The organism is Bradyrhizobium sp. AZCC 1577, assembly GCF_036924575.1.
Lineage (GTDB): Bacteria > Pseudomonadota > Alphaproteobacteria > Rhizobiales > Xanthobacteraceae > Bradyrhizobium.
The window spans coordinates 5,121,297-5,146,236 of the sequence record NZ_JAZHRQ010000001.1 but is presented as its reverse complement, the minus strand read 5'-3'; the positions used below and the strand labels follow the sequence as shown (position 1 = coordinate 5,146,236).

At 62.5% G+C, this 24,940-nt stretch carries 30 protein-coding genes and 1 pseudogene; 17 read left to right on the top strand and 14 right to left on the bottom strand.

The window, feature by feature from the left end; genetic code table 11:
• Positions 1-51 precede the first annotated feature (51 nt).
• Both lptG and lptF read right to left on the bottom strand, forming a co-directional pair.
• Entirely contained in the window at positions 52-1,149 is a 1,098-nt protein-coding gene (gene lptG / locus V1278_RS24530; RefSeq protein WP_334368483.1) for an LPS export ABC transporter permease LptG, read from the bottom strand.
• On the bottom strand, positions 1,146-2,315 hold the full coding sequence (gene lptF / locus V1278_RS24525) for an LPS export ABC transporter permease LptF (RefSeq protein ID WP_334382454.1): 1,170 nt from the start codon (positions 2,313-2,315) through the stop codon (positions 1,146-1,148). Before lptF ends, lptG begins: the two co-directional genes overlap by 4 nt.
• 348 nt (positions 2,316-2,663) lie before the next feature.
• Between lptF and V1278_RS24520 the strand changes: the two genes are divergently transcribed.
• The 3 genes from V1278_RS24520 (at position 2,664) to V1278_RS24510 (ending at position 5,293) form a co-directional block, all read left to right on the top strand.
• Positions 2,664-4,166 carry a leucyl aminopeptidase gene (locus tag V1278_RS24520; protein WP_334382453.1) on the top strand — a complete coding sequence of 501 codons (1,503 nt, stop codon included), beginning with the start codon at positions 2,664-2,666 and terminating at the stop codon, positions 4,164-4,166.
• A gap of 14 nt (positions 4,167-4,180) precedes the next feature.
• The gene (locus V1278_RS24515; protein ID WP_334382452.1) at positions 4,181-4,633 is read left to right on the top strand and encodes a DNA polymerase III subunit chi; all 453 of its coding nucleotides are present in this window, start codon (positions 4,181-4,183) and stop codon (positions 4,631-4,633) included.
• A 123-nt stretch (positions 4,634-4,756) separates the two neighbouring features.
• On the top strand, positions 4,757-5,293 hold the full coding sequence (locus tag V1278_RS24510; RefSeq protein ID WP_334368486.1) for a hypothetical protein: 537 nt from the start codon (positions 4,757-4,759) through the stop codon (positions 5,291-5,293).
• 25 nt (positions 5,294-5,318) lie between these two features.
• On the opposite strand, the gene V1278_RS24505 is transcribed toward V1278_RS24510, so the two are convergent.
• From V1278_RS24505 to V1278_RS24495, 3 genes are all read right to left on the bottom strand, one after another.
• Positions 5,319-7,181, bottom strand: coding sequence for an ABC-F family ATP-binding cassette domain-containing protein (locus tag V1278_RS24505; protein ID WP_334382451.1), 1,863 nt, complete (start codon positions 7,179-7,181; stop codon positions 5,319-5,321).
• A 69-nt stretch (positions 7,182-7,250) separates the two neighbouring features.
• Entirely contained in the window at positions 7,251-7,631 is a 381-nt protein-coding gene (locus V1278_RS24500; protein ID WP_334384344.1) for a hypothetical protein, read from the bottom strand.
• A 6-nt stretch (positions 7,632-7,637) separates the two neighbouring features.
• Positions 7,638-7,913, bottom strand: coding sequence for a sulfur globule protein precursor (locus V1278_RS24495; protein WP_334368489.1), 276 nt, complete (start codon positions 7,911-7,913; stop codon positions 7,638-7,640).
• Between the two features lie 328 nt (positions 7,914-8,241).
• Here V1278_RS24495 and ndk point away from each other — a divergent pair, with 328 nt between their 5' ends.
• From ndk to V1278_RS24465, 6 genes are all read left to right on the top strand, one after another.
• Positions 8,242-8,664: a nucleoside-diphosphate kinase gene (gene ndk / locus V1278_RS24490; RefSeq protein WP_334368491.1), complete on the top strand. Its 423-nt coding sequence runs from the start codon at positions 8,242-8,244 to the stop codon at positions 8,662-8,664.
• 63 nt (positions 8,665-8,727) lie between these two features.
• Positions 8,728-9,564: a TerC family protein gene (locus V1278_RS24485; RefSeq protein WP_334382450.1), complete on the top strand. Its 837-nt coding sequence runs from the start codon at positions 8,728-8,730 to the stop codon at positions 9,562-9,564.
• A gap of 271 nt (positions 9,565-9,835) precedes the next feature.
• A complete protein-coding gene (locus V1278_RS24480; protein WP_334382449.1) occupies positions 9,836-12,184 on the top strand; it encodes a xanthine dehydrogenase family protein molybdopterin-binding subunit in 2,349 nt (782 codons plus the stop codon).
• A 104-nt stretch (positions 12,185-12,288) separates the two neighbouring features.
• Entirely contained in the window at positions 12,289-12,603 is a 315-nt protein-coding gene (locus V1278_RS24475) for an ArsR/SmtB family transcription factor (RefSeq protein ID WP_028346460.1), read from the top strand.
• Between the two features lie 2 nt (positions 12,604-12,605).
• The gene (locus V1278_RS24470; RefSeq protein WP_334382448.1) at positions 12,606-13,070 is read left to right on the top strand and encodes an SRPBCC family protein; all 465 of its coding nucleotides are present in this window, start codon (positions 12,606-12,608) and stop codon (positions 13,068-13,070) included.
• 35 nt (positions 13,071-13,105) lie between these two features.
• Positions 13,106-13,522 carry a GFA family protein gene (locus V1278_RS24465; RefSeq protein ID WP_334368497.1) on the top strand — a complete coding sequence of 139 codons (417 nt, stop codon included), beginning with the start codon at positions 13,106-13,108 and terminating at the stop codon, positions 13,520-13,522.
• 41 nt (positions 13,523-13,563) lie between these two features.
• On the opposite strand, the gene V1278_RS24460 is transcribed toward V1278_RS24465, so the two are convergent.
• Positions 13,564-14,520, bottom strand: coding sequence for a LysR family transcriptional regulator (locus tag V1278_RS24460; RefSeq protein ID WP_334382447.1), 957 nt, complete (start codon positions 14,518-14,520; stop codon positions 13,564-13,566).
• Positions 14,521-14,643: 123 nt separating this feature from the next.
• On the opposite strand from V1278_RS24460, the gene V1278_RS24455 reads away from it, so the two are divergent.
• The 3 genes from V1278_RS24455 (at position 14,644) to V1278_RS24445 (ending at position 17,888) form a co-directional block, all read left to right on the top strand.
• Positions 14,644-15,600 (top strand): hydroxymethylglutaryl-CoA lyase, encoded by a 957-nt coding sequence (locus V1278_RS24455; protein ID WP_334382446.1) that lies wholly within the window; start codon positions 14,644-14,646, stop codon positions 15,598-15,600.
• On the top strand, positions 15,597-16,814 hold the full coding sequence (locus tag V1278_RS24450) for a CaiB/BaiF CoA transferase family protein (RefSeq protein WP_334382445.1): 1,218 nt from the start codon (positions 15,597-15,599) through the stop codon (positions 16,812-16,814). Before V1278_RS24455 ends, V1278_RS24450 begins: the two co-directional genes overlap by 4 nt.
• 81 nt (positions 16,815-16,895) lie before the next feature.
• Complete coding sequence (locus V1278_RS24445) at positions 16,896-17,888, top strand: Bug family tripartite tricarboxylate transporter substrate binding protein (protein WP_334382444.1); 993 nt, start codon at positions 16,896-16,898, stop codon at positions 17,886-17,888.
• Between the two features lie 188 nt (positions 17,889-18,076).
• On the opposite strand, the gene trpS is transcribed toward V1278_RS24445, so the two are convergent.
• Positions 18,077-19,096, bottom strand: a complete 1,020-nt coding sequence (gene trpS, locus V1278_RS24440; RefSeq protein WP_334368504.1) for a tryptophan--tRNA ligase — start codon at positions 19,094-19,096, stop codon at positions 18,077-18,079.
• Between the two features lie 655 nt (positions 19,097-19,751).
• Between trpS and V1278_RS24435 the strand changes: the two genes are divergently transcribed.
• Together V1278_RS24435 and V1278_RS24430 are read left to right on the top strand one after the other, a co-directional pair.
• On the top strand, positions 19,752-20,162 hold the full coding sequence (locus tag V1278_RS24435) for a DUF1127 domain-containing protein (RefSeq protein ID WP_334368505.1): 411 nt from the start codon (positions 19,752-19,754) through the stop codon (positions 20,160-20,162).
• A 213-nt stretch (positions 20,163-20,375) separates the two neighbouring features.
• Positions 20,376-20,474 (top strand): annotated as a pseudogene (locus tag V1278_RS24430) (IS5/IS1182 family transposase); the annotation flags it as partial.
• Here the strand turns inward: V1278_RS24430 and V1278_RS24425 are convergent.
• On the bottom strand, positions 20,475-20,945 hold the full coding sequence (locus V1278_RS24425) for a hypothetical protein (protein WP_334369298.1): 471 nt from the start codon (positions 20,943-20,945) through the stop codon (positions 20,475-20,477).
• 74 nt (positions 20,946-21,019) lie between these two features.
• Here V1278_RS24425 and V1278_RS37025 point away from each other — a divergent pair, with 74 nt between their 5' ends.
• Complete coding sequence (locus tag V1278_RS37025) at positions 21,020-21,232, top strand: DUF6894 family protein (protein ID WP_334539351.1); 213 nt, start codon at positions 21,020-21,022, stop codon at positions 21,230-21,232.
• Between the two features lie 17 nt (positions 21,233-21,249).
• Here V1278_RS37025 and V1278_RS24415 read toward each other — a convergent pair whose 3' ends face one another.
• Positions 21,250-21,453: a hypothetical protein gene (locus tag V1278_RS24415; RefSeq protein WP_028346450.1), complete on the bottom strand. Its 204-nt coding sequence runs from the start codon at positions 21,451-21,453 to the stop codon at positions 21,250-21,252.
• A 134-nt stretch (positions 21,454-21,587) separates the two neighbouring features.
• Here V1278_RS24415 and V1278_RS24410 point away from each other — a divergent pair, with 134 nt between their 5' ends.
• Together V1278_RS24410 and V1278_RS24405 are read left to right on the top strand one after the other, a co-directional pair.
• Positions 21,588-22,322 (top strand): Crp/Fnr family transcriptional regulator, encoded by a 735-nt coding sequence (locus tag V1278_RS24410; protein ID WP_334368507.1) that lies wholly within the window; start codon positions 21,588-21,590, stop codon positions 22,320-22,322.
• A gap of 212 nt (positions 22,323-22,534) precedes the next feature.
• Positions 22,535-22,750: a hypothetical protein gene (locus V1278_RS24405; RefSeq protein ID WP_334368508.1), complete on the top strand. Its 216-nt coding sequence runs from the start codon at positions 22,535-22,537 to the stop codon at positions 22,748-22,750.
• 105 nt (positions 22,751-22,855) lie between these two features.
• Here V1278_RS24405 and V1278_RS24400 read toward each other — a convergent pair whose 3' ends face one another.
• From V1278_RS24400 to V1278_RS24380, 5 genes are read right to left on the bottom strand one after another with little or no spacing between them, the layout of a single operon-like run.
• Positions 22,856-23,317 (bottom strand): DUF1801 domain-containing protein, encoded by a 462-nt coding sequence (locus tag V1278_RS24400; RefSeq protein ID WP_334382442.1) that lies wholly within the window; start codon positions 23,315-23,317, stop codon positions 22,856-22,858.
• Positions 23,318-23,333: 16 nt separating this feature from the next.
• On the bottom strand, positions 23,334-23,804 hold the full coding sequence (locus V1278_RS24395; RefSeq protein ID WP_334368510.1) for a DUF1801 domain-containing protein: 471 nt from the start codon (positions 23,802-23,804) through the stop codon (positions 23,334-23,336).
• 25 nt (positions 23,805-23,829) lie between these two features.
• A complete protein-coding gene (locus tag V1278_RS24390) occupies positions 23,830-24,036 on the bottom strand; it encodes a hypothetical protein (RefSeq protein WP_334382441.1) in 207 nt (68 codons plus the stop codon).
• 53 nt (positions 24,037-24,089) lie between these two features.
• Positions 24,090-24,521 carry an SRPBCC family protein gene (locus V1278_RS24385; RefSeq protein WP_334368512.1) on the bottom strand — a complete coding sequence of 144 codons (432 nt, stop codon included), beginning with the start codon at positions 24,519-24,521 and terminating at the stop codon, positions 24,090-24,092.
• A complete protein-coding gene (locus V1278_RS24380) occupies positions 24,518-24,841 on the bottom strand; it encodes an ArsR/SmtB family transcription factor (RefSeq protein WP_213247700.1) in 324 nt (107 codons plus the stop codon). Before V1278_RS24380 ends, V1278_RS24385 begins: the two co-directional genes overlap by 4 nt.
• Positions 24,842-24,940: the final 99 nt, after the last annotated feature.

Sequence of the window (24,940 nt, the reverse complement as noted above, 5' to 3'; positions counted from 1 at the left end):
TGCGCCGCCTGAACGCAGGCGACCTCAACTGGCGGGCGGCGACAACGGCCACTACCCGTCCTCCTGGTACAGCAAGGCTAAGAAGCCGGTGAGGCCGCCCACACAGACAGGCAACCACGCCGCAGCGATGGGATGCATCAACTCAGCCTTGCTCAAATCCTCAGTAACTTTCGATAGAACGTAGAGCAGAAACCCTGCGCCCACGCCACTTAAAACCATCTTTTGCACGCCGCCCATCCGGAAGAAGCGAAGGCTGACGGAAGCCGCCAACATCACCATTGCAGCCAGCAAAAATGGCTGTGCGATGAGCTTATGGTACTGCAGACGGTAGCCTGCAGTCGCGAAGCCGGAGCTTTCGGAAGAGCGGATATAGCCGGGCAGTTGCCAAAAAGACACGGTTTCGGGGGTGGAGAAACTGTTGCGAACCTGGGCCGGTGTCAGGGTGGTTGAGAGGTAATAGCTCTCCTGATCAACCGGAGGTTTATCCAGGGAGTATCGGCGTACCGATTTGAAGGCCCAGCGGCCCTCTTCGAGGGACGCTTCGCGCGCCTCGATTCGCTCCTTGAACTGGAGATCGGTATCGAATCGGAACACGGTCAGCCCCGTCAGCCGGACACCCTGCTGCTCGCTGCGGGCCGCATTGATGATCGACTGGCCGTCGTTGTTGATCTGGTTGAGCCAGAAGCCGGATGCATCCTGAATGCCGCCGCCGGGCGCCGAGCCGAACAGTTCGGCCTCCATCCGCTTGGACAGTTCGCGCAGGTTCGCCGACATCGGGTTGTAGGCAACCGTCGCCAGGGTGCCGAGAATGATCGAGCTTGCCAGCGCCGGCGAAATGAACTGCCAGGCGGATACGCCGGCCGCACGCGCCACCACCAGCTCCAACCGCCGCGACAGCGCGAGATAGCAGGTCATCGCGCCGATCAGGACGCAGAACGGCATCAGCTTTTCGAGCAGTTGCGGCACCCGGTACAACGACGTCTGCGCCACCGTGATCGCCGATGCCGATACCAGCCCGGAGGTCTTGCGGACCATTTCGATGTAATCGACCAGCACGAGCAGCACGAAAATGCTCGCGAACACGCCCACCGCAGAGATCAGGAAGCGGCCGGCAAAATATCGCCCGAGCGTGTTGGTCATCATGCTCATGCGGTGGCGGGCCGTCCAAAGAGCCGAGCGAGGCGTGCGTTCGACCTGTTGATGGCCTCCATCAGCGCGGCCGGCGGCTCCACCACGATGCCGCCGATGATCATCCACAGCCCGACGCCGATCGCGCCGAACAGCATCGAATACTGCACGAGAGCCATGCTTGGCGTCTTCACCGTCATTACCGAGCAGGCGAATCCCGCCATGCGCAGGCCAAACACCGCCACGATGGAGCCGCCGATCGAAAAATTGCGGCTCTGGCGCGTGGTGCGCGGCGTGCCGAGGAACGCAAAGGTCAGCACTGCGAAGGCGAAGGGATAGACCGGCGCCAGGAAACGGTCATGCAGCTCGGCGTGAAACTGTCCGGACAATTGCTTGAAAACCGGATCGTTCTCCGAGGGCGAGATCAGCTCCCAGAGATAGCGTTCGCGAATCCCCAGTGCGACGTCGCGGCCGCGATTAGAGAATTTCGACATATCGAAAGCGTAACGAACGAACGCCACAAAGGCCGGATCGCGCTTTCCCGTCTCGAAACGTTCGAGATTGCCGTCTTCGAGCACCAGATAGGAGCCGTTCTCGTTCTTCAGCACCGTGCCGTGGTCGGCGATGATGGTGACACGCTCCTTGGGATCACGGCGGTCGTCGACGAAAATGCCGGCGAGCACACCGCCCGGCTGGCGTTCGCGGATCCGAATCGTCAGGTTCTGGTCGAGCTGGGCGAAGCGGCCGGGCTGCAGGATATTCGTCAGCACGTCGGCCGTGATTTCGGCATCCCATTGCTTGATCCGGCGCATGCCGTCGGGCGCGAGGTAGGAGCCGATGAAGGCAACCATCGCCGCCACCACGCAGGTGGCATAGAAAAATGGGCGGAACAGCCGGAAAGGCGAGAAGCCGGCGGCGTTCATCACGATGATTTCAGAATCGGTGGCAAGCTTGTTCAGCGTGTGGGAGATCGCGATCATCAACGCGATCGGGGCGATGATCAAAACCAGCGCCGGGATCACCAGGCTGGTGATGCCGAGAAAGGTGATGATGGTCTGGCCCTGGCTGGTCATCAGGTCGATGCCGCGCAACGCTTGCGTGATCCAGATCACGCCGGTGAGGCTGACCAGGACCAGCGCAAACGACGCGAGCGTCGTGCGGAAAATGTACCTGTCGATCGACCCCATCGTTACCGCACGATCCCACCCTTGCACGCCCAAAGGGCAGCCTCCGACCAATCCCTGTTTGAGGGTTCCCCATGGTCGGGCCGCCAATCGTCAGCCGTCTACATTCTCACTACCATCCCTTTGATCCGTCAACAAAATGGCCGGGCCGTGGCGTCCCCTCGATACGGCTAAGAATTCATCTCATGTGGCGTTCCAGCCACTGTGGCGCTTGGCAGTGGCGCGGCAGACAGGCCATAGTGCCGAAAACATCAGGTCCTGAACGATTTGGGCCGTCACCGAAGAGAACATTCCATAATGCGGACCGATTCCGGCCGCGCAAGGCAGCCCTGAATTTTGGAGGATTTACCCATGACCGACGCCGTCAAGGTCGGCTTTGTCGCTTTTTCCGCGCCCCCCCGCGCCGTTCTCGTGGTGTTTTGCGACGAGGCACTGAAGTTCGGCGAGGCGACTCGGAAGGCGCTGGGGAAGGCGGCCGATACGGTCAAGCGGGCGGCGGCGGCCAATCAGTTCAAGGGCAAGAGCGGATCGACGCTCGACATTCCGGCGCCGGATGGAATCAAGGCCGAGCGCCTGATCGTCGTTGGTGTCGGCAAGGCGGGCGATATCAAGGAGAAGGATTTTCTCAAGTTCGGCGGGGTGACGGCGGGCAAGCTCAACAGCGCCAGCACAGCGGTCACCGTGATCGCCGAACTGCCTGAGGGGGCAATGCAGCCCGATTCGGTCGCCGCGATCGCGTCGGGCATCCGGCTGCGCGCCTATAAGTTCGATCGCTACAAGACCAAGAAGAAGGACGGCGAGAATGGCGCGCTGCGCGCCGACGTTTCGATTGCCGTTGACGATGTCGCTGCCGCGCGAAAGGCGCTTGCGCCCGCGTCCCATGTCGTCGACGGCGTGATCATTGCGCGCGAACTCGTCAACGAGCCGCCGAACGTACTCTACCCCGTGGAATTCGCGCGCCGCGCGAGCCAGCTCAAGAAGCTTGGTGTCGATGTCGAGGTGCTCGACGTCAAGGCGATGAAGAAGCTCGGCATGGGCGCCTTGCTCGGCGTCGCACAGGGCTCGACCCAGCCCGGCCGCACCGTGATCATGCGCTGGAATGGTGGCAAGAAGGGCGATCAGCCCGTTGCTTTCGTCGGCAAGGGCGTCTGCTTCGATACCGGCGGCATCTCCATCAAGGGCGCCGCCAACATGGAGGACATGAAGGGCGACATGGGAGGCGCGGCCTGCGTGGTCGGGCTGATGCATGCGCTCGCGGCGCGCAAAGCGAAGGTCAACGCGGTCGGCGCCATCGGCCTGGTCGAGAACATGCCCGACGGCAACGCCCAGCGTCCCGGCGATATCGTCACCTCGATGTCGGGGCAGACCATCGAAATCATCAACACTGATGCCGAAGGCCGACTCGTGCTGGCCGACGTGCTCTGGCACGTGGCGAAGAAGTTCAAACCCAAATTCATGGTCGATCTCGCAACGCTCACCGGCGCGATCATGGTCGCGCTCGGAACCGAGTATTCCGGTATGTTCTCCAACAATGACGAGTTGGCGGAACGGCTGAGCAAGATCGGAAATGAAACCGGCGAGCGCGTCTGGCGCATGCCGCTCGGTCCTGAATACGACAAGCTGATCGATTCGCAGTTTGCCGACATGAAGAATACCGGCGGACGCCACGGCGGCTCGGTTACCGCCGCACAGTTCCTGCAGCGATTCGTCGACAACACGCCGTGGGCGCATCTCGACGTTGCGGGAACCGCGATGGGCGCACCGAAAACCGACATCAACCACAGTTGGGGATCCGGCTACGGCGTGCGCCTGCTGGACCGGCTGGTCGCGGAATATTACGAAGCCACGAAATAGTTCGGTTGCAGGCGATGACGGAAGTCCTGTTCTACCATTTGCAGGCCATGTCGCTCGAAAGCGTATTGCCGCCGCTGTTGGAAAAATCGCTCGAGCGCGGCTGGCGCGTGGTCGTGCAATCGACTTCGCCGGAGCGGACCGAGGCGCTCGATGCGCATTTGTGGACCTACAGCGACGATTCGTTCCTGCCGCATGCCACATGGCGCGCCGGCGATGCCCAGGACCAGCCCATCATTCTCTCAATCGAGGAGAGCAATCCGAATGGGGCCAATGTCAGGTTCCTGATTGACAACGCGGCGTTGCCGGCCGACTGCGATAAATACGAGCGGGTGGTGCTGATCTTCAACGGTGACGATGCCGACGCGCTGACGGCCGCGCGCGGGGCATGGGCCGATTGCAAGACGCGGGGATTCGAGGTGACCTACTGGCAGGCCGACGAGCGAGGCCGGTGGCAGCGGCGGCAATAGCGATCCACAGGAATTAATGATAATCAGCGCTTTCTGCGCCGGACCTTGCGGGCAGCCATGGTCGTGCCGCAAAGTGATGGTCGGACAAATGGTTACAGTAAGGGTGGGGGCCTGGGGTTTAGCGTGCGACGCGGAACAATCGATCGAAAGCCACTGCTGACGTTGTTGCTGCTCGGGCCTGCGCTGGCGGGCTGCGCGGGTGGGGCGGACCTGCTGTCGAAGGATGCGGACTGGTTTCAGCGCTCCGGACGCGTGTTCATTCGCAACGTCTCGATCGAGACGCCGCCGCTCACCCCGACCAAAGCGGTCACGCCGGATGAACTCGTCAGTGCCGACGGCGCTTGTCCCGGCATGGCGGGGCCAGGCACCGACGCCAATGCGCTGGCGAATGGCGCTGCAGGTAACCCGCCTCCATCGACGACGGGAACGGTGGCGCTCGGCCATACCGAATGCGACGTCGTGCGCGGCATCGGTGCCCCCGACAATGTTAGCCTTTCCAATAACCCGCGCGGCGACCGCGTGGCGGTCGTCAACTATTCGCGCGGCCAGCGGGCCGGCATCTACACCTTCACGGCCGGACGTCTGACGTCGATCGAGCGTGCACCGGAGGCAGTGGCGCCGGCGAGGGGTGCCAAGCCGAAGAAGAAGCCGGCGGCGTAAACTCGCCGACGACGATCCGTTTTAGCTACCCCGTCGCTTCGTCAAATTCCGAACTGGCCTCCAGCCAATCTTCCTCGGCCCGCCGCAGCGCGCTTTCGGCACCGGCGCGCGCCTTGCTGAGCTGGGCGGCCTGCTTGGGATCACGCGTGAACAGATCCGGCAAGGCAAGCGCGGTGTCGATCTTGGCGATGATGCCGCTGATGCGCTCGATTTCGGCCTCGGCTTCGACGATCCGCTGCTTCAGCGGTGATCGCCTTTCGCTCCTGGCGCGCTCGGGCTTCACGCTTTCCTTGACACGCTCGCTGCTGCGCTCGCGCTTATCCCCGATCGACAACACCATTCGCCTGTAATCGTCGAGGTCGCCGTCGTAGGTCGTTACCGTCTTGTCGGCGACGACCCACAATTGATCGGCGCAGGCTTCGATCAAATAGCGGTCGTGCGAGACCATTATGACGGCGCCGGGGAAATCGTTGATCGCCTCCGCCAGTGCCGCGCGGCTGTCGATGTCGAGGTGGTTGGTCGGCTCGTCGAGGATGATCATGTTCGGGCCGAAGAAAGTGGCGAGCCCGAGCAGCAGCCGCGCTTTCTCGCCGCCCGACAGGCTCTTGACCAGGGTATCGCCGGCTTTGCCGGAAAATCCGATCGCGCCGGTGCGCCCGCGCACCTTGGTTTCCGGCGCATCGGGCATCAGCCTGCGGACATGATCGTAGGGCGACGCATCAAGGTTGAGCTCGTCGACCTGATGCTGCGCGAAATAGCCGACCGAGAGCTTTTCCGCCCGTGTGATCCGGCCGGAGAAGGGTTGGAGCTTGCCTGCCAAAAGCTTGACCAGCGTCGACTTGCCGTTGCCGTTGGAGCCGAGCAGGGCGATGCGGTCGTCGGTGTCGACGCGCAGCGTGACGCGGTTGAGCACCGGCTTTTTCGGGTCGTAGCCGACCGAGACGTCGTCGACGGCGATGATCGGCGGCGACAGCATCTTCTCCGGCGTCGGGAACGTGATTTCACGCACATCCTGGGTCACCAGCGCGGTAACCGGCTTCATTCGTTCCAGCATCTTGACGCGGGATTGCGCCTGTCGGGCTTTCGAGGCTTTTGCCTTGAAGCGGTCGACGAAGGCCTGCAGCCGCTTGCGCTCGTCGGCCTGGCGCTTGGCGTGCTTGGCGTCCAGCATCTCGCGCATGGCGCGCTGTTCTTCGAAGGAGGAATAGGTCCCCTTGTAGAGGGTCAGCTTGCCGCGATCGAGGTGCAGGATCTGATCGACCGAGGTGTCGAGCAGGTCACGGTCGTGGCTGATGACGATGACGGTGCGTGGATAGTTCGCAAGATGGTCTTCCAGCCACAGCGTGCCTTCGAGGTCGAGATAGTTGGTCGGCTCGTCCAGCAGCAGCAAATCCGGCGCCGAAAACAGCGTTGCCGCCAGCGCCACCCGCATGCGCCAGCCCCCGGAGAATTCCGAGCACGGCCGCGCCTGGTCCGCAGCGGAAAATCCGAGGCCGCTCAGGATTGCCGCGGCGCGCGCCGGCGCGGAGTGCGCGTCGATGTCGACCAGCCGGGTCTGGATTTCGGCGATGCGATGCGGATCGGTGGCGGTTTCGGCCTCACGGAGCAGCGCATCACGCTCCAGATCGGCCTTCAGTACGACATTGATGAGACTCTCCGGGCCGTCCGGCGCCTCCTGCGCCAGGCTGCCGACGCGCCAGCGCGGCGGTAGCGTAATGCCGCCGGATTCCGTCGGCAGGTCACCCCGGATCGCATGAAACAGCGTCGATTTGCCGACGCCGTTGCGGCCGACGAAGCCGACGCGAGCACCCGGCACGATCTGCACCGTGCTGTCGTCGATCAGGAGCCGCCCGGCAATCCGGATCGAAATGTCTGTGATGGAAAGCATGCGGCGTTGTCACCGGAGCCGGTGCCAAACGCAACTCATTTATCGGTAAAATCAGCTACCCAGCGGTCCTCAATGCAACTCGTTGTCGCGGCGGCGCAACTCGTCGACGAGTTCTCGTAGACGCGGTGGTAGTTCAGTTTCGGGGCGCAAGTTTTGCTGAAGCCGTTCGCCGATGGCGTCGCAGATCGATACGCAGGTCTTGTGATCGAGTTGTTCGAAATCTCTGATGATTCGGCCATCCATCGGCGGTGTCTCTTCTTCGCGAGTTCCACCTCGCGGCGTTCGCAAGGCTTGAGTGAAACAATGATGAAGGATCAAGTCACAACCGCGAAATTTGTTTCCCGTGCAGAGCCCCATGCGTTCGCGTGCAAGTGGTCGAATCGCGCTGTTCGCTTCCGCACAAAAAAAGCCCCGGCGGGCGGCCGGGGCGTCAGTCAGGGAGAAGCTCAAATCAGCTCAGTAGCAGCGGTTCACCAGCCGCCAGCGCGGGCCCCAGGGGGTCGGAACCAGACGCCGCACGTAACAGCCGCCATAGCCACCGAAATAGGCCGGGCCGCCGATGACGACGCGCGGGCCCCAGCCCCAGCCGTGATGGCGATGATGCCAGCCGTGATGGTGATGATGATGGTGCCAGCCGTGACGCCAGCCGTGGGCCGAGGCCGATGTCGGCGCCAGCGCGGCCGCGCCCAGCGAAGCCGCGGCCACTGCAACGAGCGAGAGTTTACGTAACATGATCGTCTCCTCAAGGTTCAGGCGCGAAAATGCGCGCCATCGGTGAGATCGCCTCCCGTGACGCCCCGGGCCTCGCGGATGCGCACCCGGTGTCCGATCGTCGGAAAGTTTACGGCTGCGAAGCTGAATGGCGGCGTGACGCAGGTTACAGAGTGGGTTCACCTCCCTGAAATTGCGGTAATCTTTGCCCCTGCGGGGTGACGTGCCGCACGAAAAGGCGCCCAAAATGGGGGGCAGGCGCGTCACAGGGTCGCTTGCCGTCGCGAGGTGGCGCCGATATAAGCCCCCGCAACTCTCCAAATCAGCGTGTTTTGCAAGGATGTAAACGATGGCGACTGAACGCACTTTCTCGATCATCAAGCCGGACGCGACCGCGCGCAATCTGACCGGCGCCGTCAACGCGTTGATCGAGAAGGCCGGCCTGCGGATCGTCGCCCAGAAGCGCATTCGCATGACCCGCGAACAGGCGGAAACCTTCTATGCCGTTCACAAGGCGCGTCCATTCTTCGGCGAGCTGGTCGACTTCATGACCTCCGGCCCGGTCGTCGTGCAGGTGCTGGAAGGCGAGGGCGCTATCGCCAAATACCGCGACGTCATGGGGGCCACCGATCCGTCGAAGGCGGCGGAGGGTACGATCCGCAAGGTCCACGCGAAGTCGATCGGCGAGAACTCGGTGCATGGTTCGGACGCGCCGGACACTGCCGCGATCGAGATCGCGCAGTTCTTTTCCGGTAACGAAATCGTCGGCTAATCGATTGGAAGAGCGGCCGCAATAGCCGCGCGCAACGGCTGAAGAGGCCTGGGGGGAAACGCTGTGAACTGGCTCTTGCAAATCTTCGATCCTGCGACGATTTCTGCGTTCTTCACCCAGTTCCACGCCGAGATGCAGACACCGGCCTTCTGGGTCGCGCTCGGCAAGATCATGTGGATCAACATCCTGCTGTCGGGTGACAACGCGCTTGTCATCGCGATGGCCTGCCGCAGCTTGCCGCCGCGCCAGAAGTTCTGGGGCATGATTCTTGGCGCCGGCGTTGCCGTGCTGCTGCGCATCATCTTCACCGGCATCGTCGTGACGCTGATGGCGCTGCCGTTCCTCAAGCTGGTCGGCGGATTGGCGCTGCTCTTCATCGCGGCAAAGCTCCTGGTGCCGGAACACGAGGACGAGAGCGACACGGAAGCGGCTGCGCATCTGTGGGCAGCGGTGCAGATCGTTGCGATCGCCGACATCGTCATGAGCCTCGACAACGTCATCGCGGTCGCCGCGGCCGCCAATGGCAGCATCCCGCTGCTCGTCATCGGCCTTGCCATCAGCGTTCCCTTGATCGTCGCGGGTGCTGCGCTGATCATGGCGTTGCTGACGCGTCTTCCCGCGCTGGTGTGGGCCGGTGCAGGCTTGCTGGGCTGGGTCGCGGGTGAGGTGATGGCGACCGACCCGGCGCTGCAACCGTCTCTGCACGCATTCTTCAACGGTCCGGTCGGTGTCGGCCTCGATGGAATGCTCAAATCGCTCGGCATGGCGCCGCACTTCGCCAATGGCGGTCATGGCGGAGAGGTGATCCTTGGACTCATCGGCATCGCCGTGGTGCTGCTGGCAGGAGCGGTCTGGCGCAAGCGCAAGCTGCAGGGCGCGGAGCACTCAGCGACGGCGTAGGCAAGGGCCGTGCGATCTCGCGGCATGGATGGCGAGATCGGCACGGTCATTGTATCAGATGAAAACGGAAGGCTGCCGGGCGCACGGTGCACCCGCAGCCCGTAAGCAGGCGGTCGTCATTGCGGTCGCGCCGGAAGGCGCGGCATTCCCTACGCAATGGTCCTGACGGATCGCCTTGATTTTATTGACAGTTTTGAATTTGGACCGATGCCGGGCAGCCTGACGAGGCTTCCGATTGCCTTTGCCGCCGCCTAATTCCATACAGCTTCACATGACCGAACCGTTATTGGGGCGCAGCCTCGATCGCCTTGAAGACGTGCGCTTCGTGCAGGGACGCGGGCGCTACTTCGCCGATCTCGCGTCGCCAGACGCGCTTCATGGCGTCGTCGTTCGCTCGCCGCATGCGCATGCGCGCATCACCGCGATCAGCGTCGATGCGGCGCGCAGGATGCCCGGCGTCGCGGCCGTGCTCACGGGAGCCGAATTGGCATCCGACGATATCGGCCCGTTGCCGTGCGCGGTGACCAGCATCCCGATGACCACGCCGCTCGTGGTGCCGCCCTATCACGCGCTGGCGCGCGGCGTGGTGCGCCATGTCGGCGAGCCGGTCGCGTTCGTGGTTGCGGAAACCACTGAGGCCGCGCGCGATGCCGCCGAGGCCGTCGTCGTCGACTATGAGCCGCTACCGCCGGTCGTCTCGATCGCAGCCGCGATTCTGCCGGATGCCCCGTCGATCTGGCCGGAGGCTCCTGGCAACATCGCGTTCCAGTTCGACCGCGGCGAGATCGGCCCGGTGGAAGCGGCGATCCGCGACGCAGCGCACGTCGTGCAATGCGAGCTGGTCAACAACCGCGTCGTCGCCGCGCCGTTGGAGACACGCGGTGCGATAGGGCAGTTCGATGCCGCGAGCGGCCGGCTGCACCTGACCGCCTCGGCCGCCGGCGCGCACATGATCCGCGACCTGCTTGCAGACTCCGTTTTCCGCGTGGCACGCGAGAAGCTCCGCGTCAGCATTCCCGATGTCGGCGGCGGCTTCGGGATGAAGAACGTGCTCTATCCCGAATGGGTGCTGGTGCTGTGGGCGGCGCGCCGGCTCGGCCGTCCCGTGAAGTGGATCGGCGATCGCAGCGAGGATTTTACCGGCTCCGCGCATGGCCGCGACAGCATCGTTCGGGCCCGCCTAGCGCTCGATCGCGATGGCCGCTTCCTGGCGCTCGACGTTAAAGTCCTCGCTAATCTAGGCGCTCACGTCTCGATGGTGGGGCCGGGCGTCCCGACCATGGCCATGGCGAGCGCGACGGGTGGCGTCTACGACATTCCGCTGATCGCATTTCAGACCAACGGCGTGTTCACCAATACGACGCCGGTCGATGCCTATCGCGGCGCCGGCAAGCCGGAGGCGAACTATCTGATCGAGCGCTGCATCGATATCGCAGCCGCCGAACTCGGGATGAATGCGCTGAAGCTGCGGCGCAAGAACATCATGCGTCGCTTCCCTTACAGCAGCGCGATGGGGCTTTCGGTCGAGCAGGGCAGCTTTGCCCACGCCATCGATCACGCCGCCACTGCCGCGGAGGGATTCAAGGCGCGCCAGAGAAGATCACGCAAGCTGGGCCGGCTGCGCGGCCTCGGGCTTGCCTGCTTTCTCGAGACCGCGCGCGGCCAGCCCAACGAAGTGGCGGAAGTACAGTTCGGTGAGGACGGCCTGATCGACCTGAAGGTCGGCACGCATTCCAGTGGCCAGGGCCACGAGACCACCTACGCCCGGATCGCAGCCGACGCGCTCGGCCTTCCGCTGGAGCGCTTCCGGTTTCGGCAGGGCGATACGGACGATCTGGATAGTGGCGGCGGCCATGGCGGAGCGCGCTCTATGCACCAGGGCGGCACCGCGCTGTTGATGGCGGCGGAAGGCTTGATCGAGAATGCGCGGCGGCTTGCCGCGCGCCTGCTGCAGGCCGACGTGGATGCGGTTCAGTATGAAGCAGGCCAGTTGCGCGTGGCTGCGACCGGGCAGGAGATCAGCCTCGATGAGGTGGCGCGCGCTTCCTATCAGCTAGCCGGCGACGACGTAGCGCCGGGGCTGGCGCACAGAGCCACTCATCTGTGCGACCGCTACACGTTTCCCAACGGCTGCCATGTCGCGGAGGTCGAGATCGACCCCGAGACCGGCGAGGTGAGGCTCGATCGCTACGTCATCTTTGATGATTACGGCCGCCTGCTCGATCCCCGCCAGACGCTGGGGCAGGTGCATGGCGGCGTCGCGCAAGGCATCGGGCAGGCGCTATTCGAGCACGCGCTGTTCGATGCGGAGACAGGACAGATTCTGTCGGGCTCGTTGATGGATTATGCGCTGCCGCGTGCGGGCGATCTTCCCGCGTTCGAGGGCGACCTCACGCCTGATTTTCCAAGCCGTGCCAACCGGCTCGGCGTCAAGGGAAGCGGTCAGGCCGGCGCCATCGCGGCACCTGCCACCATCATGAACGCCGTGATGAACGCACTGGCGCCGCTCGGCGTGCGTCATCTCGACATGCCCGCAACGCCTTCGCGCATCTGGCGCGCGATCCAGGCGGCAGAAGCGCGATCGCGTCAGCGCGCTGACACCGCCTCCGCCGATCAATAGTCCTGATCGTCCGTCCCTAATCACAGCAAGGTGACGAATGACTTGCTGGACGGGCTTGGCTGCAGGTATTTACCTGCATATTGTGCTCTTCATAGAGTGAGACCATGCAGGCCGACAAGGTTTTCAAAGCGCTGGGCGACCCGACACGCAGAAAGCTGCTTGATCTTCTCTGTGAGAAGAACGGGCAGACGCTTGGGCAGCTTTGCGAAAACTTGGACATGGCCCGGCAATCCGCCACGCAGCACCTCGAAATCCTGGAGGCGGCCAATCTGGTGAGCACGGTCAGGCGCGGCCGGGAGAAGCTGCACTTCATCAACCCGGTGCCGCTTCATGAGGTCTACGAGCGGTGGGTGCGGAAATTCGAACGACAGCGGCTCAGCCTGCTGCACGATCTGAAGAAAGAACTCGAAGGAGAATGACGATGACCAAAGAGACGACCAGCTTTGTCTACGTGACCTATATTCGCTCGACGCCGGAGAAGGTGTTCGAGGCCATCACAAAGCCGGAGATCGCAAGGCGATACTGGGGCCACGAAAACGTCTCTGACTGGAATCCCGGATCGAAATGGGAGCACGTCCGCGCCAATGATCAACGGAGCGTCGAACTGGTCGGCAAGGTCGTCGAGGTCTCGCCACCAACCCGTCTTGTCATCACCTGGGCGAATGCGTCGCAGGCCTCCGATCCTTCCGCCTACAGCCGGGTGACGTTCGAGACCGAGGAATACGAGGACATGGTCCGGCTGACGGTTACACATGACGAACTCGTAGCCGGCAGCGGGATGGCGAACGGCATCAAGAAAGGTTGGCCGGTCGTGCTCGCCAGCCTGAAATCCTTGCTGGAAACCGGCCGCGGCCTCGACGTCTTCGCCAAGCCGAAATCGGCCTGATCCCTTGCCGGTCAATCAGAAGCAGGAGAATGACCATGACCAAGCCCTTTATCGGCGGGTGTGCCTGCGGCGCGATCCGTTTTGAGACGAGCAGCGAACCTCTCGTCGAGAGCCACTGCCAATGCCGCGATTGCCAGAAACGAAGCGGCACGGGGCATGGATCCTACCTGGTCTTCCCCCGGCGAGCCGATGTGGCAATTACGGGCGAAGCGAAAGAATGGCGGGTGGCGGACGACAACGGGAATGAAAAGGTCCACGCCTTCTGCCCGACCTGTGGAACGCCGGTCTATCTGACATTCGTCGCCAACCCGGAACCGATAGCGGTCCACGCGACCAGCCTGGACGACCCAAGCCGGTTCAATCCACAACTGATCACGTACGGCATCCGCGGCCATGCGTGGGACACGATGGATCCTTCGTTGCAGAAATTCGAGCGGATGCCGCCCGGATAATTTCGCGAGGGGAAGCACTCGTGTTGCAGAGTGTCCTGAACCTAGTTCGCGGCGCGCTTGCTCCGTCGGCCGTTTCCCTTCGCCGGCCATCGCCCTGCGCTGACCGCTGAGCGGACCACCTCGACCATTGTCTTGCGTACCTCGAGAAAGGCTTTTGTTTGCGGACGGTCCGCGAGCGAAACCAAAGCGCACGAGCGCGTCAGCGGCGGATCGATGATGCGGCGTGCGTGATATTTCTCCGCCGCCAAGTCGGCGAGAACGGTTGCGCGGGAGAGGATCGCGCATCCTAAACCAGCCTCGAGCGCCATTCGCAATGCCGACAACGAATCGACTTCGAGCGTTTCGCTCGGCGTGATCTGATTGCGCAGAACCTGGGTCTGGATGATGGCCCGCGAAGCCGGCATCGGCGTCAGTCCAACCACGCTTCGTTGCGGGATGGCGGAGAAGGCGATCGGACTGGAAGATTTGCCGATCAGGCTCGGATGTCCGACGAGATAAAGGTCTTCGTCCTGCAGCCACTCGACGTCCAGGCGGGCATCCCGGGGCGGATTATAGGCGAGCGCGAGATCGACTGTCCCTGAGAAGACGCGCTCGATCAGCGCCGGCGACAGCGCCTCGACGACCGTCAGGTGTACGCCTGGGAAATTTTTTCGCACCGCCTTCATGACGTCGAGCGCGACCATGGAGATCGCGGTATGGCTGAGGCCGAGGCAAACCGGACCGGTCGCGGCCTCGTTGAAAGTTCGCACATCCTCTTCTGCCTTGCCGAGCGCCGACAGCACGGCGCTGGCGTGCTCGTAAAGCCGCCGGCCGGCCGCGGTCAGCGCGATCCCGCGCGGCCTGCGCTCCAGCAGCTTGACGCCCAGATCGGTTTCGAGTGCGGCGACGTGATGGCTCAGCGCCGACTGCGCGACGTTGAGCGCCTCCGCTGCCCGCGACAGCACGCCGGCGTCGGCGATGGCGATGAAATAGCGAAGCTGCCGCAATCCGAACGCCATCGAGCTGCTCCCTGCCATCCAATTACTAGAACGTAACGATCTTCATATTATATTTGTCAGATACCGAGGCGCACGGCAAGCTCGCCCGCAATCAACAAGAACGACCCGGAGGAGCGCCAGCGCATGGACCTGCCTGACAGCGTCGTCATCAGCGAGGAGGGGCCCCGCGAAGGCTTTCAGATCGAGCCGGGCCCGATCGAGACCGCCGACAAGATCGCGCTGATCGATGCGCTCTCCGCATGTGGGCTTCGCCGGATCCAGATCGCCTCCTTGGTCAATCCCAAGCACGTCCCGGGTTGGGCCGACGCCGAGGCCGTGATCGAAGGGTTCACCGCGCGGAAAGGCGTCGAATACTCCGCCCTGTGGTTCAACGAGAGCGGGCTGCAGCGCGCGCTCGCGTTCAAGCAGAAGCTCACCCTTGCCGGGTTTATCTCGCTGAGCGCATCCGAGCCGTTCGCGATCAGGAATCTCAACCGCGACCGCGCCGGACAGATCGAAGCCATGCGCAGGTACGTGCGTGTGCATCGGGAAGCCGGCGTGCCGATCTCCAAGATCATCGTCATGGCCGCGTTCGGCTGCAACTTTGCAGGTGACATATCGTCGGCAGAGGTCGTCGCGACAGTTTCGGACGCGCTCGCCATCGCGCGCGAAGCGGGCATCGAGGTGCGCGACGTTGCGTTGGCGGATTCCATGGGCTGGGCCACGCCCAGGCGGGTTGCTGCCGCCGTCGGCGCCGTTCGTGACCGCTGGGACGGCCTGCGGATCGCGCTTCATCTTCACGATACGCGCGGGCAGGGCATCGCCTGCGCCTATGAGGGCCTGCGGCTCGGGGTCACGGCTTTCGATGCGGCGGTGGCAGGGCTCGGCGGCTGTCCGTTTGCCGGCCAACCCGGCGCGCCGGGTAACATCGCCACCGAAGAGCTCGCATTGTTGTGCGAGGAGATGGGCATCTCCACTGGCCTGAATATCGAGGCGCTGATCGAGGCCGGGCGTCTTGCCGAGCGGATCGTCGGACACCGGCTGCCGAGCGCGGCGCTGCTATCGGGAACGCTTGCCGCCTTCAGGAGACCGGCTGCATGACGACTTCATCCAGACCGCTTGCAGGGCTGAAGGTGCTCGACTTCGGTCACACCATCATGGGGCCGTGCGCGGGTGTCCTGTTTGCCGATCTCGGCGCCGACGTGGTGAAGATCGAGCCGGCCGACGGCGATCCGACTCGGCGGTTGCCGGGTTTCGCCGCCGGCTTTTTCGCGACCTATAACCGCAACAAGCGCTCGATCGCGATCGACCTGAAACGGCCCGAGGGACAGGCGATCGTGCATCGGCTGGTGAAGGACGCCGACGTCGTGCTGGAGAACTTTGGCCCGGGAACGATCGAGCGGCTGAAGTGCAGTTGGGAGGATCTGCGCCGGATCAACCCGCGTCTTGTGTACCTCTCGATGAAAGGCTTTCTGAAGGGACCGTATGAGAACCGTGGCGCGCTCGACGAGGTGGTGCAGATGCAGTCCGGGCTTGCCTACATGACCGGCCCGCCCGGTCGGCCGCTTCGCGCGGGCGCGCCGGTCATCGACATTCTCGGCGGCGTCTTCGGTGTCGTAGCCGCGCTGGCCGCGCTGCGCGAGCGCGACGTCACCGGCGTGGGGCAGAAGGTCGCGAGTTCGCTGTTTGAAAGCGCAACCTTCATGCTCGGCGCGGTCGTCGTCGGCAGCGCGGTTACCGGCGGGCCAATGCCGCCGATGCCGGCGCGGAAAAACGCCTGGGGCGTCTATGACGTTTTCACCGCTTCCGACGGCGGCCAGGTCTTCATCGGCTGCACGTCGGACGGACACTGGCAACGCTTCTGCGACGCGTTCGGGTTCGATGACTGGCGCGATGATCCGAGGCTCGTCGGCAACGCCAATCGTTGCGAGGCGCGCGAGTGGATGCTCCCCGAACTGGAGCGGCGGATCACGAAACTGCCGCTGAACGAGATCCTCGAAAAATGCGAGGCGGCGCGGGTCGCCTATTCGCGCGTCGGGCGGCCCGACGAATTATCGACCGATCCGCATCTGCTTGCCAATGGCGGCCTGCTCGCAACCGCCGTGTCGGCTTTCGGCGGCGGACCGCGGGTCGGAATTCCGGCGCTGCCGGTGGAATTCGGCGAGGCCCGCGAACGGCCGGGCCTCGCGCGCCAGCCGCCGCGGGTCGGCGAGCACGCCGATGAAATTTTGCAAGCTGCCGGATATTCGGCGCACGAAATAGCCGATCTGCGTGCGGCCGGCGTGCTTGGCGCGGCTGCGAGCATGCCTGCATAGAATTGAACAACAAGAAGCGAATAACGAAAAAGAGCGGCCCAACCGCCTTCATAACGCCAATGGTCAGGGAGGAGGCGGAACATGATTTCCGACACACTGTTTCGAGCGAAGGCATTCATTCTCGGCGCGGCGGTCGTCGTGGCGCTGGTTGCGATCGTGTCGAGCGCCACGGCGCAGCCATACCCGTCGCGGGCGATCACCATCCTGGTCGGCTATTCCGCGGGCGGACAGGCCGACGCGCTGGCCCGGACCATCGGCAAGCAACTCGGCGAGAACCTCAAAGTATCCGTCGTCATCGAGAACAAGACGGGCGCCAACGGCATGATCGCGGCGCAGGCGGCGGCGCGCGCCGAGCCTGACGGATACACGATCCTGATGGTGACGGACGCGATGGTCACCATCGATCCGCACCTCGCCACCAGCAACCATTTCGACCTTTCGACCGCGATGGAGCCGGTCGTCAACGTCGCGTGGTCGCCGCTCTTGCTTGCCGCGGCCAACAATGTGCCGGCGAATTCGGTCGCCGAGTTGGTCGCTTTGGGCAAGCAGAAAACGCAGAATCTGAGTTTCGGCAGCTCCGGCAGCTCGACGCCGCACCGCCTCGCCGGCGAGATGCTGCAGAAATATGGCGGCTTCACCATGACCCACATTCCCTACAAGGGAACGGCGGCGTCGGTGAATGATCTCCTGGGCGGCCAGATCCCGCTGCTGTTCGGCGCACCCACGGCGGTGGAGCCGCTGGCTGCGGCCGGCAAGATCAAGCTGCTCGGCGTCACGTCGGAGAAGCGCTTCCCGTTGCTGCCCAACGTTCCGGCGATCAGCGAAACCTTCGCAGGGTTCAAGATCATCAGCTATATAGGCTTCATGCTGCCGAAGAAGACCCCGACGCCTGTCATCACGACCTTGAACAAGGAAGTGAATGCGGTGCTTGCCACTGACACGATGCGCGCATGGCTGGACAAGCAGGGCATGGTCGCCGTCGGCGGCACGCCTGATGATTTCAAGCGCCAGATCGGGATTGATTATCAAGCGCGGGGTGAGCTTGTCCGCGCTCTCGGCATCACCAGCGAGTGAGCCCAGGAGTGCCGCAACGCGTGGAGCTGTGAGGAGAGCGGCGACGGCTTCCTGCGCTGATCGGGCCGTGGCTAGGGCGTGTACTCATTAAGCGACGCTCAACCCTCAACAGCGGCGGAATAGCGGACATCGCCCGATTTCGCAGAGGGGCAAAATCCAGACATAAGCTCGGCTTGGCCCCCATCCGACTAGTTCAATGTGAATAGACCAAGCGCGGCGCGAACATCGCGCAAAGTGGCATCAGTTGTCTCCCGCGCTCGCGCAGTGCCAAGCTTAACGACTTGCAGCAGATAGCCGGGATCACGAGCGAGTGCGCGGCGACGGATTCGGATTGGCGCGAGAAGTGCCTGCAGCACGTCATCCAGACGTTTCTTCACAATGCTGTCGCCCAAACCGCCACGGACATAGCGTGCCTTCAAATCCTCAACTGCAACGTGATCTTCGTCGAACGCATCCAGGTACTTGAAAACCACGTTGCCTTCGACGCGACCTGGGTCGGACGCCTTTATATGGTTTGGGTCAGTGAACATACGCCGGACAGCCTTACGTATTTCATCGGCCGTGGCTGATAGCTGAATAGTGTTGCGCTGCGATTTGCTCATTTTGGCTTTGCCGTCGATGCCGGGAAGGCGTCCGACGCGAGGAATAAGTGCGCGGGCTTCGGGCAACACGTCAACACCAGCTTGGCGATTGATGCGGCGAACGATCTCATTGGTTTGCTCGATCAATGGAGCTTGGTCTTCCCCAACCGGAACAATCGTCGCTTTGAAACCGGTGATGTCGGCGGCCTGGGCGACGGGATAGCAGAGAAAGCCTGCTGGAATGTCTCTGCCAAATCCTCGCGCCTGGATTTCGTCCTTGATGGTTGGGTTGCGCTCAAGCCGGGCCACCGTGACATAGTTCATGTACAGCAGGGTCAAATCGGCAAGTGCCGGGAGATGCGATTGAAGACAGATCGTGGTCAGGTTCGGGTCGATCCCGGCAGCCAGGTAGTCTGTCGCGATCTCAAGGACATTGTCACGCAGCCGACCAGGATTGTGCGCGTTGTCCGTGAGTGCCTGGGCATCCGCCAGCAGCAGGTACTGCTGGTGCGTCGTCTGTAGGGTGACGCGGTTCTTCAACGAACCGACGTAGTGCCCCAGGTGCAACGGGCCGGTGGTTCTGTCGCCGGTCAAGATAACAGGGAGGGTGGCTGACGAGTGTTGCATCGCGGTTCTCCAGATAAGAACCGCCGTTCAATCGGACTGTTGATGCAGCAACCTCGCAAGCCGATGAACGGCGGCGACGGTTGGGTGAATGACAAAGCCGTGCCGCTCCTAAGTGGAGCGCCACCACAAGTTCGCGAACGTGATCACGACGACAGTCATGCGGCCGATAGTGACGAAACTTCAGAGGAAAGCAAGCCGGCTTGATGTCTCAAATGGGTCAAAGGCGGCGGTGGAAGGGAGCAAGGATCGATGCCCGGTTTGCCGCTGACAATCGGTCACAAGGGCTTAAGCGCGGTTCGGCCGTGGGCCAGAAGCGGGCTTAATACATAGCCAACTTCTTGCATTCGATAAGTATCAAACAACCAGACGATCTCAGAACCAAGGCAGACTTCGCGTCAGGAGAGCTCGCCTCCAGGATGCGAGGAGCACTGGCACACCCCTTGATTTTGCGCGATCTCCGTGGTAGCTACGCTTCATGATCAAAACGTCGTGCGCATCGTGGACCCGCAAACACATGACCCGCTCTCGCTGGGCCGTGGAAGGAGTCGTGCGCTAGGAATTCGACGACGCGATCTTTTCACCAGGCCCCGCCGGCATCGGACGGGGCCTTTTGTTTGGCCACGCTCCCTGCCGGCATAACAGCAGGGAGCATCCGATGTCACCCCAACAGACGAACCTCACATCCGAGACCGGTCGCGATGCCTCAGGGCTCCGCCTCGACCTCGCCATCGCTTTGGTGAAAGACGCCTCGGGCAATGCTTTGGCCGAGGCGTGCCCCGATGCTTCCATCGCAGCGCTGAGAGACGCTTTCTCGGAAAAGGAAGCGGCTGGACCACCAGTCGCATCGACGCGGAGCGTCTTGAGTTTGCTCCAGGGATATTGGCGTGCGTTTCGAAAACGACGCCAACGCGAGAGGTTGCTAGTCAGTTTGCACGACCTGAGCGACAGAGAGCTGATGGATATCGGCCTGACACCCAGTGACATCGACTACATCGTCGCTGGCCGAGCTATTGAAAGGCTCAGAGATGGCACGACGTATCTAGGGCTGTCTCGTGGTGTGATGTAACTGATGGTAAGTCACCGCCAGTTCTGCACGTTTAGGCAGGCCGTCAGGCGGATCAGCGAAGTGTGATCCGCCACTTTTCTACAATCGTCGTGACATGGCGGATTGCGCTAACGCCGATCCGCCATCGAGCTGCGATCCGGCCCGCTCCTTGGCGGGCCACATTGCGCCGGACTGTCTTGCCGTGATTCAAGCCCGCTATCGTGGGGGCGAATCATGCGTTACGAACTCACCGACAAGGAGTGGGCTGCAATCACGCCGATGCTACCGAACAAGCCACGCGGCGTGCCACGGGTGAATGATCGTCGTGTTCTCCTAGTACAGCCGCATCGGCAGCGGCAACTGGACGTCCTGATAGCGGCCCTCGTAGCGATCGACAAAATCCTGCAGGAAAAACGGAATGTCGCGTAGCTGGAGGTCGCAGCGTCGCCGCAGCTCGTGCGCGACTTCCACCGAAGCGTCACGACACCACCCCTCAGCGACGTTGAAAGCAACCACCCGGATCGGATTGGTGTACTGGCCGGTGAGCAGGTCCATTACAACCGGCTCAAATCCCGGGCTCTCGGAACTGACTTCTGCCCAGACCCGGCCGTGTTCCAGGGATTCATGCTCGACCATATAGACGTCGTGCTCATCACCATGTGGCACGATCGACGGACCCGAGCCGGCGTTACGCATCAACAACTCCCGGACTGCAGAACGGGGAATCAAGCTGGCTTTTTTCGATTCGTTCCATATCGGGTAGAGAGGCGGACGGCCGCACAGCGCGCCGCTGTTCTTGCTCAATCGCAAGCATGCGCCGCGCACCGGCGACTGCGTTCCGGCGCAGGAACATTTAGCAGGGGCGTGACTTCACTAACGTGTATCATGACAGGGCTGAACTCGATAAAGAAAGCGAGGAACTGCCCGATCGGCAAGCCGCCTGGCGGGAGGCGACCGTGACGGCGGGGCAGATCATCCATGATCATCTCGATGGGAGGCTATGTCCGGGCAAGGACTGGCGGATGGAAGTCACCGACGAATTCGCAAATCCGCTGTACGTCATTCACGTCTGCGCCGACAAATCCAGATAGGGCGGAAGACCGCAGCGCTATTTCGGGCGCTGCAATCCAGGCGACGTCAGCCAGCGTTCGATGACCGCTGCCGACTCGGTCGCGACCGCCGCCCGTATCAAACGATCACGCTCCTGTCCTGGCGGTGAGCTCTCGGCCTTTTCGCGGGCGCGAACTGCAATTTGTTTGAGGCGCTCCTGGAGCGAGAGTGCCGGGCGGCTGCGATTGCGCTTTTTTTTCATGGACGGATCTCCTCATTGGCTTCGACCCTTCCACGTTTCGGCAACCGCATCCTTAACCTTTGTTTGGAACCGGCATCGGGCAGGTTTCGTTTCACCCAGAGGCAGAAGATCATTCAATCGAACAGGACAGGCGCGTGAATCGGGATTCGGTGTTGGCAAGCTTGTTGCGGCGGCTCGATACCGTCTCGAAACTCGATCCGGCTGATACTGCCGCGATCCGTTCGCTTCCGATCGCGGTTCGCCACTGGGAAGGCGCAAGAGCCATCGTATCTGACGGCGAACGTCCGTCGGAATGCTGTCTGATTATCGAGGGCTTCTGTATCCGTTCCAAAACGACAGAGGCCGGCCAGCGGCAAATTCTCTCGATTCACATCCCTGGCGAGATTCCCGACCTTCAGAGTTTGCACCTGCGCAGGATGGATCATGATCTCGCCACGCTGGTCCCCTCGACGCTAGGGTTCATCAGTCATGCCTCGCTGCTAGACCTGACGCATGCGAGACCGAATGTTGCGGACGTGCTCTGGCGCGATACCTTGATCGATGCCGCGATATTTCGGGAGTGGATCGTCAATGTTGGACAGCGGCCGGCACCGGCCCGGCTTGTCCATATCGCGCTCGAACTTCGCAGGCGTCTTCTTGCAGTCAGGGGAGGCACGGAGCCTGCCACGTTCGAATTCCCGCTTACCCAGGAGCAGATCGGCGAGGCGCTGGGCATCACGCCGGTGCATGCGAACCGCATCATCAGGCAACTGCGCGAGGACGGGATCGTCGACGTCAGCAGAGGGCAAGTGCGCGTGCTCGACGAAACAAGGCTCGCGGAACTGGCGCAGTTTGACGACCGTTACCTGCATCAGGATCCGGCCGTCTGAAGCGTCCGATCGTGCGGTGGCGGCGATCCAGCCGCTGGTCCAGCCGCACTTGGGTCGATCGGACGCAGCGATTTTGTTCGCGTCATTGGAACGATTCAAGCTCGGGAAAATTATGCAATCTGTGTCAGGGATAGACACATGAACTCGAGCGGCTGCCGATGCAGTGCCGTTTACATGGCGCATCGGCGACCGCTTTCTTTTAGCCGCCGGCCATGAAGGATTTTGCAAACGCGTCGTTTCCGCCCGAGGTCATCTCGGTGATGGAGCAGGCGCTTGACGCCGCCGTCGCTACGCTCCCGGAGCCCGTCCATTCCCACCACGTTCAATTAATCGCGGAAGCGATCCTGCGCGCCGCTCACGGCGGAGAGCGTGACCCGGTTGTCCTGCAACGGCTCGCATTGCTGGAGCTGCAGCTTCATCCTCGGTGATGGCTATAGCGTTTTCCAGCGAAGTGGACACCGGTTCGCGTCAGAACAAGAATCTAGAGCCCGGTTCTGATTCAATCAGAACCAAAGGCTCTAGCCTTCGTTTGCTCAAGCGCTCTTTGATTTCTTCCGGGCGCTGGCGGGTCGCGCGGCCGCTCGCTTCGACGTGTTCAGTGCCACGGCCTCGCGAATGAGCGCCTTCAATGCCTTTTCGTCGATCTTGTCGCCTTCATGGAAATCGATGGCGCGCCGGGTGTTGCCCTCCAAGCTGGAGTTGAAGAGGCCTGACGAGTCTTCCAGCGAGGCGCCCCTGGCGAAGGTCATCTTCACGACCGCCTTGTAGGTCTCTCCGGTGCAGATGATGCCGTCGTGCTCCCACACCGGAACGCCGCGCCACTTCCACTCCTCGACCACCTCGGGATCGGCCTGCTTGATGATGCTTCGAATCCGCGCGAGCATCTCGCCGCGCCAATCGCCCAGCTCCTTGATTCGCGCATCGATGTGCCGAGAGGGAGAGCTTCCGCCTTTTCCTTCGCTCGCGCCGCTCTTCTTCATTGTTGCTTTCTTCATGGCTGTTGTCATTCGCTCACAATCGTTCGCCGGGCAATTGGCTCGCTTGCTTCACCCAGGCAACAAGCTGCGCTTCGTCAAGGCCGTCCTCATGGATGTCGAGATAGCGCACTTCCTTGTGCTTGGACTCGCCGGGCGGGAGAGGGTGGAGCGATGTGCCGCGGAAGAAGGTCACTTTGACGTACTTCGTGAAGCAGTGAAAGGCGAGGAACCAGCCGCCCTGGTCCTCGACGCCATAAAAGGGCGTATTCCATTTGACCGCCTTGTGCACGCCGGGGACGGTGCGGACGATCAGCGCGTCGAGGTGGCGCCCGACGTCGCGTTTCCAGCCCGGCATGGCCGCGATGTAGGCCTGCACGGGGGCATCGCCGTATCCCTTTGCGATCTGAGGATTGCCGCCTGAGAGCAGGACGGGCTTTGCGGTAGCCTGCTTGGCGGTGGTCTTCTTTGCGATCTTCGCCGGCCTTCTCGACGTCGTTTGCGCCATTGTGTTCGCTCCTGTCGCCGGTACGTCAGCCACTGCGCCATTTGGCGGCGTAGGGCAGCACGAACATGTACAGGCCGGTGAACATCAGTAAAAAGAGCGGCGGCAATGGGGAGTATACCACCCACGGGGAAGGCTCCCCCAGTCCGATGGCAATGAAATTGGCGACGACGGTCACCATGAAGGCAATCGACAGCCAGCGGTGAATCTGCCGAATCCACGTGTTCCAGTTCAATGAGCCCTCCTTTTGCAGACTTTTGCAGACGAGCCGGAGCGTGACGCGGCGGTTCAATCCGTCCGCGCCACGAGCTCTTCCAGCTTGGCGAAGAATTGCTGCCATCCAGCGAGGGCGCCGCCATAGGCCTGCTTCTGATCCGGCCGGAAACCGGTCTGCTCCATGCGCAGGAGGGTGCCTGTGGGCGTTGGCGTCAGCGTGAAAGTCACGACACTTTCTAGATTGAAAGCCGCATCGTCGTGCTTGAAATTCCAGGTGTACGACAGCGCCTTGTTCGGCTCGATGGCAAGGACCTCGCAGTCCAGCACGCCACCCCAATCGCCGCGAAGATTGAAATGGTGACCCACGACGGGCTTGAAGTCGTTCTTCATCAGCCACTCCTCCATCAAGTGGGGTTGCGTGAGCGCGCGCCAGAGCTTTTCCGGCGGATGCGACATTTCGCGTTCGACGACGACGGTGCGCGTTTCGGGGGCGGTATTTGTCATTGGTCCATCCGTTTGAGCAGGTCTTCCAGGTTATCGAACCGGTTCTGCCAGAAGCCGTGCATCTGGCTCGCCCAGTCGATCAGCGGGGCCAGCGCACCGAGTTGCGCGCTGTAGTGCGTCTGGCGGCCTTCGTGGCGGTCGCGCACCAACCCCGCCTGTTTCAAAACGCCAAGATGCTTCGAGACGGCCGGCTGCGAGATCCCGGCCCGGGCCGTCAGCGCCCCGACCGTTTGCTCTCCTTCGCGGCACAGCCGCTCGAAGATCGCCCGACGGCTTGGGTCGGCGAGTGTTCTGAACAGCACGTCATGAGCGTTGGGCATTCGAAATCAATAACTCTCTGGTTATTGATTGATACATACCCGCCGAGATATGGATTAGTCAAGCGGGAACACCGAAAGGCCAAATTATTTGTCCGATTT